This window comes from Streptomyces sp. NPDC005263 (assembly GCF_042872365.1).
GTDB lineage: Bacteria > Actinomycetota > Actinomycetes > Streptomycetales > Streptomycetaceae > Streptomyces.
Map to the genome: position 1 here is coordinate 1,062,019 of NZ_JBIAKJ010000001.1, position 13,844 is coordinate 1,075,862.

General features: G+C 70.3%; 14 protein-coding genes. 6 read left to right on the plus strand and 8 right to left on the minus strand.

All coding sequences use genetic code 11. From position 1 onward, the window contains the following. Positions 1-25: 25 nt before the first annotated feature. Positions 26-625 (plus strand): class I SAM-dependent methyltransferase, encoded by a 600-nt coding sequence (locus ACFYRY_RS04810; protein WP_389140024.1) that lies wholly within the window; start codon positions 26-28, stop codon positions 623-625. Between the two features lie 158 nt (positions 626-783). Here the strand turns inward: ACFYRY_RS04810 and ACFYRY_RS04815 are convergent, their stop codons facing one another. Continuing rightward, a complete protein-coding gene (locus tag ACFYRY_RS04815) occupies positions 784-1,689 on the minus strand; it encodes an oxygenase MpaB family protein (protein ID WP_389140026.1) in 906 nt (301 codons plus the stop codon). Positions 1,690-1,786: 97 nt separating this feature from the next. Between ACFYRY_RS04815 and ACFYRY_RS04820 the strand changes: the two genes are divergently transcribed. Both ACFYRY_RS04820 and ACFYRY_RS04825 read left to right on the plus strand, forming a co-directional pair. After that, positions 1,787-2,083, plus strand: coding sequence for a hypothetical protein (locus tag ACFYRY_RS04820; protein WP_389141082.1), 297 nt, complete (start codon positions 1,787-1,789; stop codon positions 2,081-2,083). Positions 2,084-2,217: 134 nt separating this feature from the next. Continuing rightward, on the plus strand, positions 2,218-3,114 hold the full coding sequence (locus ACFYRY_RS04825; protein ID WP_389140029.1) for a hypothetical protein: 897 nt from the start codon (positions 2,218-2,220) through the stop codon (positions 3,112-3,114). 306 nt (positions 3,115-3,420) lie between these two features. On the opposite strand, the gene ACFYRY_RS04830 is transcribed toward ACFYRY_RS04825, so the two are convergent. Together ACFYRY_RS04830 and ACFYRY_RS04835 are read right to left on the minus strand one after the other, a co-directional pair. Beyond that, on the minus strand, positions 3,421-3,603 hold the full coding sequence (locus tag ACFYRY_RS04830) for a hypothetical protein (RefSeq protein ID WP_356773418.1): 183 nt from the start codon (positions 3,601-3,603) through the stop codon (positions 3,421-3,423). A 116-nt stretch (positions 3,604-3,719) separates the two neighbouring features. Continuing rightward, on the minus strand, positions 3,720-4,775 hold the full coding sequence (locus ACFYRY_RS04835) for a fatty acid desaturase family protein (protein WP_389140032.1): 1,056 nt from the start codon (positions 4,773-4,775) through the stop codon (positions 3,720-3,722). Between the two features lie 321 nt (positions 4,776-5,096). Here ACFYRY_RS04835 and ACFYRY_RS04840 point away from each other — a divergent pair, with 321 nt between their 5' ends. Continuing rightward, positions 5,097-7,184 (plus strand): HelD family protein, encoded by a 2,088-nt coding sequence (locus tag ACFYRY_RS04840; protein WP_389140034.1) that lies wholly within the window; start codon positions 5,097-5,099, stop codon positions 7,182-7,184. A gap of 35 nt (positions 7,185-7,219) precedes the next feature. Here ACFYRY_RS04840 and ACFYRY_RS04845 read toward each other — a convergent pair whose 3' ends face one another. Continuing rightward, positions 7,220-8,230: a zinc-binding dehydrogenase gene (locus ACFYRY_RS04845; RefSeq protein ID WP_389140037.1), complete on the minus strand. Its 1,011-nt coding sequence runs from the start codon at positions 8,228-8,230 to the stop codon at positions 7,220-7,222. A gap of 159 nt (positions 8,231-8,389) precedes the next feature. On the opposite strand from ACFYRY_RS04845, the gene ACFYRY_RS04850 reads away from it, so the two are divergent. Continuing rightward, a complete protein-coding gene (locus ACFYRY_RS04850) occupies positions 8,390-8,974 on the plus strand; it encodes a TetR/AcrR family transcriptional regulator (RefSeq protein WP_389140040.1) in 585 nt (194 codons plus the stop codon). A gap of 481 nt (positions 8,975-9,455) precedes the next feature. Continuing rightward, a complete protein-coding gene (locus tag ACFYRY_RS04855; RefSeq protein ID WP_389140042.1) occupies positions 9,456-10,082 on the plus strand; it encodes an NAD(P)-dependent oxidoreductase in 627 nt (208 codons plus the stop codon). 19 nt (positions 10,083-10,101) lie between these two features. Here the strand turns inward: ACFYRY_RS04855 and ACFYRY_RS04860 are convergent, their stop codons facing one another. Genes ACFYRY_RS04860 through ACFYRY_RS04875 form a run of 4 tightly spaced genes read right to left on the minus strand, consistent with a single transcriptional unit; the run spans position 10,102 to position 13,839 of the window. After that, entirely contained in the window at positions 10,102-10,770 is a 669-nt protein-coding gene (locus ACFYRY_RS04860) for a response regulator (protein WP_389140045.1), read from the minus strand. Then, positions 10,767-12,020 carry a sensor histidine kinase gene (locus tag ACFYRY_RS04865; RefSeq protein ID WP_389141084.1) on the minus strand — a complete coding sequence of 418 codons (1,254 nt, stop codon included), beginning with the start codon at positions 12,018-12,020 and terminating at the stop codon, positions 10,767-10,769. The genes ACFYRY_RS04860 and ACFYRY_RS04865 overlap by 4 nt, the downstream gene beginning before the upstream one ends. Before the next feature lie 50 nt (positions 12,021-12,070). Then, positions 12,071-12,904, minus strand: a complete 834-nt coding sequence (locus ACFYRY_RS04870) for an ABC transporter permease (RefSeq protein ID WP_389140048.1) — start codon at positions 12,902-12,904, stop codon at positions 12,071-12,073. After that, the gene (locus ACFYRY_RS04875) at positions 12,901-13,839 is read right to left on the minus strand and encodes an ATP-binding cassette domain-containing protein (protein ID WP_389141086.1); all 939 of its coding nucleotides are present in this window, start codon (positions 13,837-13,839) and stop codon (positions 12,901-12,903) included. Before ACFYRY_RS04875 ends, ACFYRY_RS04870 begins: the two co-directional genes overlap by 4 nt. Positions 13,840-13,844: the final 5 nt, after the last annotated feature.

Here is a 13,844-nt window from a genome sequence, read left to right on the forward strand (position 1 = left end):
GTGTCGGTGAGAGATCATGCGGGGCATGAGCGACGACCAGACACACGTGCGGGAGTTCTTCGCGGCCCGGGCCGCCGACTGGGACGCGCGATTTCCCGATGACGGCCCCGTCTACGCCGCAGCGGTCGCGGACCTCGGGCTGCGTGCGGGAGACCGTGTGCTCGACGCCGGCTGCGGCACCGGGCGCGCCCTGACGCCGCTTCGAGCGGCCGTGGGGCCTTCGGGAGTGGTCGTCGGGGTGGACCTGACCCCGGCGATGCTGGAGGCCGCGGTACGGGCCGGACGGGATCGCGACGGGCAGTTGGTGCTCGCCGACGTGGCAGCGCTGCCACTGCGCTCGGGGGCGCTCGATGCCGTGTTCGGGGCGGGGCTGGTCTCCCATCTCGCTTATCCGGCGAAGGATCTGCGTGAGTTGGCGCGCGTGGTGCGTTCCGGCGGCACGCTGGCCCTGTTCCACCCGATCGGCAGGGCGGCGCTGGCCGCGCGCCAGGGCCGGCGGATCACGCCGGACGATCTGCGCGCGGAACGGAACCTGCGTCCGCTGCTGGCCGGATCCGGGTGGCGCATGACGTCGTACGTCGACGAGGACGACCGCTTCCTGGCCCTGGCCGTCCGCGAGGGCTGACGGTCTTCGTCCGGCGACCGCGAGCGCCGCGCCGGTCAGCCCGTCCCTGGAGACGGCGGCCGCGTCGGTCGGTCCGAAGAACTCGGCGGCCGCGTCGATCCGTCCGTGGAACACGACCGCCGCCTTGGTTGGTCCATAGAAATCGACCGCCGCATCGGTCAGTCCGTGGAGGTGACCGCCCCAGGGGCCGTGTGGCGTACCGGGCAGCCACGGAGGCCCGGGACGGGGCGGGTGCCGAGGTCCTCCAGGCGGTAACCGTTCGGGTAGCCCTTGATCTCCCAGTTCTGCCGCGCGTGATGGGGCGCCCGCCGGGGTGGCAGCAGCCGGACGGCTCGTCCGCGCATCCGGACCGCGCCGCGGACGAGGTCGCGGGTGAGGGGGCCCGGGGGTGTGTAGCGGAAGGCCTTCAGGAGCGGTTCGTCGAGCAGGGCGAGCGTCGAGGCGCGCAGCAGCGGGGCGAGGGGGCGTGGATACCACGAGGCCATCAGGGCGAGCGTGGCGTCCGAGACCCGTCGGCCTTGCTCGTCCCAGGCGAAGTGCGCCTCTTCGTAGGCGTCGAGGCAGGTCTCGAACTCCTCGTAGGACTCCGGTACGTCCTTGATGCCCAGGTGCCGCCCCAGGGTGCGGTAGTGGACGGCGGAGGCGACGATCTCGTGGCGCGACAGCCTGCGCCAGGCGTAGGCGTCGATCCAGCGCCTGGGCACCACGACGAACGTGCAGAGTACGTACCGCATGTCGTCGTTGCTGATGTCGTAGCTGCGATGCATCTGGTTGACGCGGCGGATCGCGGTGCGGCCCTGCTCACTGTCGAAGCCGTGTTCGACGACGGCGTCGAGGAGGAGCGCCGTGTCGTCGTAGCGCTTCTGGGGCCGGTCCGTGAACTCCGCGGTCTCGGCGAGCAGGCGACCGATGCGGGGCACGGCGTAGGTGCGGTACAGGGCCAGTTCGAGTGCGCGGCTGAAGTCCCAGGGGAACTCGTACGCGGCGGAGAGGCGATAGATCTCCAGGGCGTCCTTCTCCGGGTCCATCCTCCGGATCTGTTCGAGCCGCGCGAAGCGCTTCACCGCGCCGTCCCCCTTCTGCCGCCGGAGCTTCAACTCTACGTTGAGTAGCAGAAGATGCACGACCAGTCAGGGCAGCCAAGGGGGCACGATGGTCAGCATGTGGGGCAGGGTCCGCGAGTCGGGTGCCGGTTTCCTCAACGCGTTACGCACCGAGGCCAAGTCCGGCCGGGAGGTTCGCTCGCACAACCTGTTCGAGGCCGCGGCCGCCCATGTCGCGGCCTGCGCGGAGGACGACCAGGAACGGATCGAGGAGACCGCGGGCTGGGTGTCCCCGGAGGCCCTGTCGTTCGGGGTGAACGAGCTGGCCTGCCGGGCCGTGATCGCGCTCGCGAGGGAGCGCGACGAGTCGCCCCGAACGGTGGCGCGTTCGCTTCTGGGCCTGCCGACAGCCTGAGGTATCGGCGACTGATGGTCGATTCGCCCCCTCCGGCCGGAAAACTGCAGGCCGGTCGGGCAGCGGAATCGTGACAAGGGCCTTCCTGGCGCACTAGATTGCGCGCCGTTGGACGAACCGAAGGGGAGGCTGGGATGGCCGGGACGGACGAGGACACCGTCGCCGCCGCGGACGACGCGCTCTATGTGCTGACGGCGGTGCTGCTGACGCCGGCGAAGTTCCCGAGCGTGCTGGGCGACGACTATCCGGAGGCCTGCGCGGCGCTCGGCCTCGCGCCGATGGCCGACGGATACGGTCTGGTGCTCGGCCAGGACGGCGACGGCTCCAGGTGGACGGTCGTCGTCGACGACGTGTCACTGGTCGCCGTCGCCATCGCGTCCTGGGACTGCGGCATGGAGCACGATCTGTCGCCGGACGAGCGCACGGTGGTCGCCGCACTGCCCGGCTGGCCCCTGGCGGTCGCCGTGTCGGCCCCGGGCGTGCCGGCGCCGCACGATCCCGGCCCCGAGGTCGCGGACTGCGCTCCGCTGACGCCGCCGGACACCTCCAGGTGGGGGCCGGCCCAGCGGCGGCTGGGCGCCGACGAGATCGCGCTCCAGTGGGCGACCTGGCGGGAGCAGATCAACGACGCCGAGTTCCCGACGCCGGGCGGAGATGACTCCTCCGTCTCCGGGGACGGCGAGTCCGCCGACGCTCCTGAGGGGGGCGCCGCCGCGGAGGGCACCGGAAGCGGGGTTCCGCGGCAGGAGGGGTCCTCGGGCGGCCACAGTGGCATCCGGCGTGTCCTCGCGGAGGCGCGTGCCTACGTGGACGCGCCGCCGCCGCTCGGCCGGGTCAGGTCGTCGTTCGCCCCCGGAGACGCGCGGACCCTGCGTGCCGACGGTCCCGGTTGGTCGCTCGTGGCGCGGACCGACGACATCGCGTTCGTCCTCCTCGACGAGGAGCCCGGTGAGGTCCTCCCGGTGGGCCGTGGGCCGGAGCTGCCGGGCCTGCTGGAGGCACTCGACAAGATGGCCGTACGCCCGCTGTGACGCCGTGCCGACCGGTCGCGCCGCAGCGGCCGGTCCGCACGACCACGGCCGGTCCCCGCGCCTACGAGCGGTACGGCATGTCCACGGGCGGTACGGCACGTCGACAAGCGGTACGGCACGTCGACAAGCAGTACGGCGCCAGCCCGGACCGCCCGACGGTCGAGTGCTCGCCGCTCGCGGACCACGCCGCCGGCCGGCCCGTGAGCGGCCCGCGATGTGGCCGACTCGGGCGCGCCGGCCGACGTCCTGGAGCGTCGAGGGGATCTCCTGTTCGCAGCCGAGGTGCCGCTCGGGCGCGGCGGGCCGTCAGCGGCCGAGCTCCTTGCGGGACACGCGGCGCAGCCTGCGCCGCTGTGAGGGGTCCAGCGTGAGGTAGGCGGCCGCGGGGACTCCCAGGATTATCAGAAGCGAGGCCCACCAGGGCAGCCAGATCAACAGGATCAGTCCGACCGCCACACCTCCTGCGGCGATCTTCGCGTTCTTCGACATGTGCGTCGCCTCCTTCGCGGCCACTGCCGCTCTCTGTCCAGAAGAACGGGTCCGTGCCTCCCACGGTTCCGGACCGTGACCCTGAGATACCCCTGAGGCATCCCTGAGGGGCACCCCTATCCGGCCCGCAGGGGCTCTCCCACCTCGTGCATGTGGCGCAGGGCCTGCCGGTAGGAGTCGACGAGCCCGGTCTGCGTGTAGGTGATACCCAGTTCCTCGCAGTGGGCGCGCACCAGGGGCTGGGCGAGCCGCAGATGCGGGCGGGGCATGCTGGGGAAGAGGTGGTGCTCGATCTGGTAGTTGAGGCCGCCGAGCAACCAGTCGGTCACGATGCCGCCGCGGACGTTGCGTGAGGTGAGCACCTGGCGGCGCAGGTGCCCCCAGGGTTCGCCGTTCGCGTCCGGCATCTCCATGCCCTTGTGGTTGGGTGCGAAGGACAGCCCCAGATGCAGCCCGAAGAGGGCCTGGTGGAGGGCGGCGAACGCGAGGGCCTGCCCGGGCGTCATGGACGCGAGCAGCAGCGTCACGTAGCCGACGAGGTGGCCGACCAGCAGCACCGCCTCCACCCGGCGCTCCCTGGGCGACTGGCGGCGCAGGTCCTTGAAGCCCTGGATCTTCAGGGCGATCCCTTCGAGGAGGGTGAGCGGGAAGAACAGCCAGGCCTGGTGCCGGGTGAGCCGGCGCCTGAAGCCGGTCCGCTCCTTCGCCTGCTCGCCGGTGAACACGAGGACGTCGGCGGCGACGTCGGGATCCTTGTCGATGTGATTGGGGTTGGCGTGGTGCCGGCTGTGCTTGTGGTTCCACCAGGAGAAGCTCATCCCGAGCAGCAGGTTGCCGTGGACGAGACCGATGAGGCGGCTCACCCCTCGGTCGCCGGTGATCTGCGCGTGCCCGGCGTCGTGACCTATGAAGGCCGTGCGCGCGCCGAACACGGCGAGCACCGGGGCGAGGAGCAGGACCCACCAGGAGCCGCCGAGCAGGACGATGCCGGTGACCACCCCGGTCAGAGCGAGCGCGTTGAGGGCGATGACGCGCGCGTACCAGCCGTGCCGACGCGCGAGGAGGCCCTGGCTCCTGACCGCGCGCAGCAGGGGCGTGAACTCGCTCGAGCCGGGCGGCGGGCCGGACGCGTCCCGTGGGCGGAGTGCGAGGGCTGGCGTGTTCTGGGGCATGTCGGAGCTCCGGGCTCTCTCAGGGAAACGCGCTGACCTGAGGAAACGTACGTTTTCATCACATGCGGCGACCATGAGGACACCCCCCGTGTGCGCGCGGGGGTCAGCACCGCGCGGCAGGGGGGTTGATGCCACCTCGCGACGAAGTGGCCCAGATCACGGTGTGAGCCTTGCGGGGAAGTCGTCGGAGTGCTGTACCCTCGGCGACTCCGGCTCAGTAGTCAAGTTTGAAGAATGCGCCATATCTGTGCAGTACCGGCAGCAGCCAGCCGGACACGGCCTCGGGTCCCAACTCAACCCGCTTTCCAGAGGAGCCTCTTGTTGTCGCAGGTCAACGACCCCGCCACGGGCCAGGTCGAGTGGGAGCAAGCTCACGTCTCCACTCTGTACGAGGTGCTCACCGGGCGGATCTCCGAGGCACAGACACGTCTGACGGATGTGCTCAAGGCCCCGGCCGAGAGCGCGAGCGAGGCGCACGAGCGGGAAGTCACCGCTGAGCGTCTGGCGAAGGAGATCGGTCGGCTGCGAGGAGCCGAGAACGGGCTGGTTTTCGGCCGGATCGACCGGGCCGACGGCACCGTCCTGCATATGGGCCGGATCGGCATACAGACCGACGAGGAAGACCTGCCCCTCCTGGTGGACTGGCGTGCGAACGCGGCGCGGCCCTTCTACGAAGCGACGCCGGTCCACCCGATGGGCCTGCGGCGCCGCCGCCACCTTCGTCTGGAGGAGCGCACGGTGGTCGCGGTGAGCGACGAGTTGCTGGACGGCTCCGCCCCGACGGATGGGGACGTCGTCGGTGACGGACCCCTGATGGAGGCCCTTTCAGCGCGGCGTACGGGTCGGATGCAGGCGGCGGTCGCGACGTTGCAGGCCGAGCAGGACGACATCGTCCGCTCCGCTCACCGCGGGGTGTCGGTGGTCCAGGGCGGCCCCGGCACCGGCAAGACGGTGGTCGCTCTGCACCGGGCGGCCTATGTGCTGTACGCGTTCCCGCGCGCGGCCGAGCACGGTGTCCTGATGGTCGGTCCGAACGCGCGGTTCCTGGAATACATCTCCCAGGTCCTCCCCTCGCTCGGCGAGAACGATGTCGTCCTGGCGACCTGCCAGGAACTGGCAGGCGTCTTACCGGACAGAGCGGAGCCGCTCGACGGAGCGCGGCTCAAGGGCAGCTCGGCGATGGCCGACGCACTGGCCGGCCTGGTGCGCGGTCATCAGGCTCCGAGCGGCGGCTTCACCGTGCGGATCGGACAGGAAACGGTTCGCCTGCGGGACGACCTTGTCACCAGGGCACGGGACGCCGCCTTGGCGAGCGGGTCGGGACACAACCCCGCGCGTCAGGTGTTCAAAGAACTCCTGGTCGAGGCCGTCACCGACGCGCTGGAGCGCAGCACGGGCGACATCCTGGAGCAGATCGACGCCGAAGTCGCCACGCTGACCGGCTTGGACCTCGACCGCGCGACGGCGTCCGACCTGCGCCGGCTCGGCCACGACGACGCACCCGGCGCGGGACCTGCCGATGAATTCGACGCGGAGGCCGTCCGGGCCGGCCTCCTTGACGACGCCCACGTCGACCGCACGGTGGACACGCTGTGGCCGCGACTGGTGCCCGGCGAACTCGTACGTGCCCTGCTGACAAGCCCTGACACTCTCGCCGAGCACCTGCCCGGGCTGACCGAAGACGAGCGGTCGCGACTGCTGCGCACCGCGGAAGACGCGTGGACCGATGCCGACGTGCCCCTCCTGGACGAGGCGGCGAGCTTGATCGACGGCCCGCCGCAGCGCACGTTCGGGTACGTCGTCGTCGATGAAGCACAGGAACTGACCGCCATGCAATGGCGGATGATCGTACGACGATGCCCGGGCAAGGCGATGACGCTGGTGGGCGACTTCGCCCAGGCGGGCCCGGCCACGACGGCACGTGACTGGAAGGAGGCATTGAGCCCCCACGTCGGCCCGCGCTTCAACCTCCATACTCTGACCGTCAGTTACCGCACCACTCAGGAGATCTTGGGTACCACCCGGGAGCTTCTCGTACGGATCGCTCCGGACCAGACGCCGACCCGGTCCCTGCGCCATGGGGAGGCTCCCCGCACCGTGCCGACGCAGCCGGATGCGCTTGGCGCCACGGTCGCCCGGGAGGTGCGGACCCAGGCCGCCGCTCACCCTGCTGAGCTCATCGGGGTGATCTGCGCCGAATCGAGGCTGGAGGAGCTGACGAGTGCGGGGATCGCCGAGCACGCGCGCATCGTGCCGGCGTCCGAAGCACGCGGCCTGGAGTTCGACGAGGTCGTCGTCGTGAGTCCCGAGGAGATCGTCACCGCCCGCCCCGGCGGGGAGAGGGATCTCTATGTGGCGCTGACTCGGGCCACCAAGAGGCTCTGCACGATCACCGTCCGGCCCGTGTGACGCATCACCGTGCGTCTGTGTCGCACCGAGGGAGCTCAGTCGTCGGCTCGGACGAAGACAGGCTTGAGATGGTTCTCCGGCAACGCGGTCGGGAGGTCCTCCCAGTCGATGACATGGGAGACGACCTTCCCCGGAGCGACCTGACCCGAGGCGGCGAGTGCGAGGGCGTCGGGGATATGGGCGCGTACGCTGTCGCGCGCGATGCGCAGGGTGACGCCGGTGAGATACATGTCGAGCAGGGGCAGTTCGCCGGGGCGGAAGTGATTGCCGGCCGATTCGCAGATCCCCTCCGGGGCCAAGCACTTGACGGCCAGGGCGAGTTGGTCGACACGACCGGTGGCCTCGACCGCGATGTCGAAGGCCTGCGGGATCGGCTCCATCGCTTCAGCCGTGGAGGCACCGAACCCCCTGGCGATCTCGCGGTGTCCGGGCTCCGGATCGACGTAGAGCACCAAGGAGGCGCCGAGGGCGCGAGCGATGTCGCAGACGTAGAGGCCGATGCTGCCGCGGGCGACGACCAGCACGCGCGCTCCGGGGCGGGCCTTGAGGTGGGGGGCGACCAGGCGCCAGGCCAGGGACCAGTTGTCGCTGGCGGAGGCCATGGCGACCGGATCGAGGCCGGCGGGCAGGGGTACGAGCATGGCGTCGGCGTAGGGCACGCGGACCAGGTCGGAGAAGAGCCCGCCCCAAGTGCCGCCGACCGGGGCGCCGTACATCGCCAGGTGGGGCACGGCGGCGCAGTGCGCGGTCAGCCCGGCGCGGCAGCGGTCGCAGCTGCCGCAGCTGATGGACCAGGGAACGACGACCAGGTCGCCGGGGGTTACGGCGCTCACCGAATCGCCGGTCTCGACGACCCTGGCGACGCACTCGTGGCCGAGGGCGAAGGGCGGCTCGACGAGGCCATGGCCGGCCAGAATGGACGAGTCGACGTCGCACGGGGTTGCGGCGACCGGAGCGACGATCGCCTCTCCGTCCGACCGGAGCTTGGGGTCGGGCGCCTCACGCCACTCGACGGTGCGCCTGGCGACGTACGTCAGTTCACGCATCGGCGCGCTACTCCTTCGCCGGGGCCGTGAGACGGATCATCGGCATGGGCATCTCTCCTGCTGGTGCGACGGCACAGGTCTATGACGGCCGTCATAGACGGCGGCCACGCTAGACTATGACGGCCGTCATATCCAGCGGCAGCAGAAGGGATCGTGCAGGTGACCAAGCCCAGCCCGTCGGCACGCGAGCGGATCGTGACCGGTGCGGCCGACATGATCAGCCGGCGCGGCCTGAACGCGACGAGCATCCGCGAGACGGCCAAGTACGCCAGGGCCCCGCTCGGATCGACGTACCACTACTTCCCCGAGGGCAAGCAACAACTGGCCACCGAAGCCGTCCGTTTCACGGGCGAGTGGACCGCCCGTTGCCTGCGCAAGGAGCTGGCGGCGGGTCCGGTCGTCGGCCTCCAGGCCTTTCTCGCCCTGTGGCGCAAGATCGTCGTCGACAGCGACTTCCGGGCGGGCTGCCCCGTACTCGCCGTCTCCATCGAGGAGCCGCCCGCCGACGAGACGCCTACCGCCCTCACGGCCGCCGCCGACGTCTTCACCACGTGGGAAAGCCTGCTCGCCACCTCGTTGCGGGAGCACGGCGCCGAGCCCGATCAGGCGGCTCAGCTCGCCACGCTCGTCGTCGCCGCCGTCGAGGGAACCGTGGCCATGTGCCGCGCGAAGCGCAGCACCCAGCCCCTCGACCACATCACGGAACAGCTGCAGGCGCTCATCCTCGCCACGATCAAGGACTGAGCCGCCCCCTGGTCGACAATCATGCCCGCGGCGCTGAAGCCCCTGATCAGGTCGGGCGGGACGTTCAGCCCGGGGGACGGCTCGACGGCCACCTCATCTGCCCGCCGGGTGCACATGAGGGCTCCCTGGCCCGTGGGAGTTCCGCCTCCATCACGCGGTTCACCACCGCCGAGCAACGACACGAGCTGCTCAGGCCACCGACCAAGATGGGCGACTCCTTGCGCGCACACGGGATCGGCATGCCCTCCCCCAAGCAAGGGTGACCCCCAACCCGCCGGGCCCGCACGATGTGCCGCAACCCCGCGAGCGACCGCTACAAGCAGCCCCTCCAAGCACCCCTTCCTTGCTAACCGGATAATTGTCCGGTACGTTTTCATGACAGCGGACAGTTGTCCGCTTAGGCCCCCCGCTACGCCACGTACGTGATCAGCGGGAGCGGAGGCGCTACCCACACCCCTGACCACACGGAAGGCACCAAGCCATGAATCTGCTCATCCTCGGTGCGACCGGCCCGACCGGTCGCCACGTCGTCGACCTGGCCCTCGAAGCCGGTGACACGGTCACCGCCCTGGCCCGCAGGCCGGAGGCGCTGGGCGACCTGGCAGATCGGGTCAACGTGGTCGCCGGAGACGCCACCTCGCACAACGACGTCGCGAAGGCCATGATCGGACAGGACGTCATCATCTCGGCTCTCGGCAGGAGCACATCCCTGCGCGCGGACGACCTGTTCACTCGCGCCGCGGCAGCCGTGACCGGCGCGGCCAAGGAAACGGGCATATCGCGCCTGGTGTGGCTGTCGTCGTTCGGCGTGGGTGACACCTACCGGTCGGCGAGCGCCTTGCAGAAGGTCTTCTACAGCACGTTCCTGCGGAACATCTACGCGAACAAGGAGATCTCCGAGAAGGGGATCCGCTCCAGCGGCCTGGACTGGACGCTGGTCTACCCGACCATGCTGACCAAGAACCCCGCCAAGGGCACCTACCTCGTCGGCGAGCGTCTCCCGATGAAGGGCAACCCGACGATCAGCCGCGCGGACGTCGCCGACTTCCTGTACAAGGCGGCCCGCAACCCCGAGTGGATCCAGCGCGACGCGGTCATCACGGACTGATGCTCCCGCCACATCCGGCTCAACCGGTCTTGGGACGGGCGAGTCCGAGGTCGTAGGCGAAGATCACGGCCTGGATGCGGTCGCGGGCGCCGATCTTGGCCAGGATGCGGCGGACGTGGGTCTTGACGGTGGACTCGGCCACGACGAAATGGGCGGCGATCTCGCCGTTGGTCCAACCCTTGCCGATGGCGACGAGGATCTCGCGTTCCCGGTCGGTGAGAGCGCGCAGTCTCGCTTCCTGAGCCGGGCCGTCGACATGTTCCGGTACGTGCTCGGCGTATTCGTCCAGGAGGCGACGGGTGAGCGCGGGGGCGATCACAGCGTCACCGCCGGCGACGGCCCGGATTCCGGCGAGCAGTTCTTCGGCACGCACGTCCTTCAGGAGGAACCCGCTGGCACCCGCGCGGAGGGCGGCATGGACGTATTCGTCGAGGTCGAAGGTGGTCAGCACGAGAATGCGGGAGCGGTCACCGGCGGCGACGATGCGGCGAGTGGCCTCGATGCCGTCCATGCCGGGCATGCGGATGTCCATGAGGACGACGTCGGGGCGTAGTTCCGCCGTCAGGCGGACGGCTTCGGCGCCGTGTGCTGCCTCACCGAGTACGGCGGTCTCGGGGGCGGACTCCAGCAGGAGGCGGAAGGCGTAGCGCTGAAGCGGCTGGTCGTCGACGATGAGCACAGTGGTCATCGGTCACCTCCTTGGGGAGTGAGGTCGAGGGTGACCTCCACGTTCCAGCCGCCGTCGGTCGCGGGTCCCGCGCTGACGACCCCGCCGTACAGTGCCGCTCGCTCACGTATGCCCACCAGTCCGTGTCCCTCCTCGCTGGGCGGTTCGGCCGGGCCCGGCGGGCCGGTGTCCTTGACCCGGATCTCCAGCCGGGTGCCCTCGACGACGATCGACAGGTTCACCCGGGTCTCGGCACCGGCATGCTTGAGCGTGTTGGTGAGGGCCTCCTGAACGATGCGATACGCCGTCAGCTGCACCCCCGTGTCCAGGGTGTCCATGTCGCCGACAGTGCGGTAGGCGACCTCCGGGCCGGCGGCCCGCACGCCGGCGCACAACATGTCGATGTCCATCATGCCGGGCTGCGGGCTGAGCGGGGCGCCGGACGACGACGTGTCCGCCGCCTCACGCAGCACACCGAGCACCCTCCGCAACTCGCCCAGAGCCTGACGGCCGGTGTCGCCGATCAGGTTCAGTGCCTCCTTGCCGCGTTCCGGAGCGGCATCGGCGGCGTACGCGCCGGCATCGGCGAGGGAGACGATGACGGCCAGGTTGTGTCCGACGATGTCGTGCATCTCGCGGGCCACCCGGGCCCGTTCGGTGGCGGTGGCCAGTTTGCTGCGCTGGTCGCGTTCGATCTCCAGCTGGGCCGCCCGTTCCCGCAGCCCGGCGAGCTGGGCCCGACGAATCCTGATCATGAGTCCGAGGGCCACTGCCGCGGTCGCCGTACTCAGCAGGAAGAAGAGGGCGTCCGCGACGGACACGGACGGAGACACGCGGAGCGCCGGCAGCACCATCGCGCCCGCCATGAGGGCGCAGGCCCAGGGCAGCTGCGTGAGCCTGCCGTGCAGGGCCAGGCTGTACAGGGCGACAAAGAGGGCGACGTCCGCGCGCAGTCCGGCGTTGAGTGACCACTGGAGCAGGAACACGGCCGCGATGACACCGAAGGCCACCAGCGGCTTCCGCCGCCGCCACAGCAGGGGCAGCACCAGCCCGGCCTGCAGTGCCAGCGTCGCCGCCAGGGGCAGCTCGGTGAACATGAGGTTCAGCTTCCGCGGGCCGTCGTCCCCCGCGCGCTCGGGCAGCACGTCCGGCAGACAGAACATCACGACGATCACCACGACCGTCGCGGTGTCCAGTGCCCATGGATGGGCGCGGTCCACCTGCCGCAACCGCTGGCCGCCGCGGTTGAGCCGGGCGACGAAGCGCCCCATGCCGCCGGTGTGATCGATGCTCACGGCAGTTCCCTGGGTGTCCGGACGCCTCAGACGTCTTTGCGCTTGAGCCGGTATGCCGCGCCCGCCAGCGCGAGCACCGTCCAGCAGAGGATCACCGCCAGGCCGGCTCCGGGGGACAGGGCGGAGGGGTCGGGTGTCAGGGTGTACATGGACTCCCCCGCGTTGCTCGGCAGGTAGGGACCGACGTTGTCCTGCCAGGAGCTGGGAAGGAGCCGGGTCAGACCGGGCGCCAGGACGAACACGCCGACCAGCACCGAGATGCCGCCCGCCACCGACCGCAGCAGCGCCCCCAGCGCGACACAGGTCACGCCGATCAGGCCGAGGTAGAGCCCCGCCCCCAGCAGGGACCGTACGACGCCCGAGTCCGACAGGCTCTGGGCCGCCGAGGTGCCGGAGACGATGCGGTTGCCGACCAGGAACGTGATAGCCACGCCGGCCGTACCGACCGCCGTGGCCACCAGCCCGTACAACCCCGCTTTGGACCACAGCACCGGCAGCCGACGCGGCACCGCCGCCAGCGTCGAGCGGATCATTCCGGTGGAGTACTCCCCCGCCATCACCAGCACACCGAGGACACCGAGGGCCAGCTGCGCGAAGGGGATACCGAACAGGGACAGGTCCACGGCCTTGGAGGTGGCGAAGTCGCGGTCCAGATTGCCGGCATTGAACTGCAGGGAAACGATCAGCCCGAACACCAGCAGGAACAGCAGGCCCAGGGTCAGAGTGATCCACGTCGAGCGCAGGGACCACAGTTTGGCCCACTCCGAGCGCAGTACCCGCCATCCGTTCACCTTGTAGCCGGGGCGATCCGGAGGGGTAGGGGTCAGTTGGGGCTCGGCGGTCGCGGTGAGAGAACTCATGCCACCCTCCCAAGGGTGTCGGCGCCGGTCGTGGTGCCGTGGTATTCCACCGCATCCCTGGTCAGGTCCATGAACGCCTGTTCCAATGACACCGCCCGCGCGCTCAGCTCGAACAGGGGGATTCCGTGCTCGGCCGCCTTCAGGCCGATCTCGCGTGCGGTGAGCCCCGTCACCTGCAGTTTCTCGGAACCGACCTGACCGGTGATGTCGACGCCCGGCCCCGCCAGGACGTCCCGCAACCGCGCCGGATCCTGCGTCGCCACATTCACCGTGTCACCGCCCGCCTCTCGGACCAGGTCCTGCACGGTCGTGTCGGCCAGCAACCGCCCGCGTCCCACGATGATCAGGTGGTCCGCCACCAGGGCCATCTCGCTCATCAGATGCGAGGAGACGAACACCGTCCGCCCCTCCTGCGCGAGCCCCGTCAGCAGGTTGCGGATCCACAGCACGCCTTCCGGATCGAGGCCGTTGACCGGCTCGTCCAGCATCACCGTCTGCGGATCCCCGAGCAGTGCCGCCGCGATACCGAGCCGCTGGCCCATGCCCAGGGAGAAGGCCCCGGCCCGCTTCTTCGCCACACTGCCCAGACCGGCCAGATCGATGACCTCCTCCACCCGGCTCCGTGGAATCCCGTGCGTCAGCGCAAGCGCGTTGAGGTGGTTGAAGGCCGACCGGCCCGGGTGGATCGACTTCGCCTCCAACAGCGCGCCGACCTCCTGCAAAGGCGCCCGGTGCTGAGCGTAGCGGCGACCGTTCACGGTCACGGACCCGCTCGTCGGGGCGTCCAGTCCAACGATCATGCGCATCGTGGTGGACTTCCCCGCGCCGTTGGGCCCCAGGAACCCGGTCACGGTCCCTGGCTTCACGGCGAAGTCCAGCCGGTCCACCGCGGTCTTCTCCCCGTACCTCTTGGTCAGTACCCGCGCCTCGATCATCAGCA

Excerpts from the sequence above, each read along its gene's own strand:
- ACFYRY_RS04810 (WP_389140024.1), top strand. The coding sequence starts at position 26 with ATGAGCGACGACCAGACACACGTGCGGGAGTTCTTCGCGGCCCGGGCC.
- ACFYRY_RS04820 (WP_389141082.1), top strand. The coding sequence starts at position 1,787 with ATGTGGGGCAGGGTCCGCGAGTCGGGTGCCGGTTTCCTCAACGCGTTA.
- ACFYRY_RS04825 (WP_389140029.1), top strand. The coding sequence starts at position 2,218 with ATGGCCGGGACGGACGAGGACACCGTCGCCGCCGCGGACGACGCGCTC.
- ACFYRY_RS04830 (WP_356773418.1), bottom strand. The coding sequence starts at position 3,603 with ATGTCGAAGAACGCGAAGATCGCCGCAGGAGGTGTGGCGGTCGGACTG.
- ACFYRY_RS04835 (WP_389140032.1), bottom strand. The coding sequence starts at position 4,775 with ATGCCCCAGAACACGCCAGCCCTCGCACTCCGCCCACGGGACGCGTCC.
- ACFYRY_RS04845 (WP_389140037.1), bottom strand. The coding sequence starts at position 8,230 with ATGCGTGAACTGACGTACGTCGCCAGGCGCACCGTCGAGTGGCGTGAG.
- ACFYRY_RS04855 (WP_389140042.1), top strand. The coding sequence starts at position 9,456 with ATGAATCTGCTCATCCTCGGTGCGACCGGCCCGACCGGTCGCCACGTC.
- ACFYRY_RS04860 (WP_389140045.1), bottom strand. The coding sequence starts at position 10,770 with ATGACCACTGTGCTCATCGTCGACGACCAGCCGCTTCAGCGCTACGCC.
- ACFYRY_RS04865 (WP_389141084.1), bottom strand. The coding sequence starts at position 12,020 with ATGGGGCGCTTCGTCGCCCGGCTCAACCGCGGCGGCCAGCGGTTGCGG.
- ACFYRY_RS04870 (WP_389140048.1), bottom strand. The coding sequence starts at position 12,904 with ATGAGTTCTCTCACCGCGACCGCCGAGCCCCAACTGACCCCTACCCCT.
- ACFYRY_RS04875 (WP_389141086.1), bottom strand. The coding sequence starts at position 13,839 with ATGATCGAGGCGCGGGTACTGACCAAGAGGTACGGGGAGAAGACCGCG.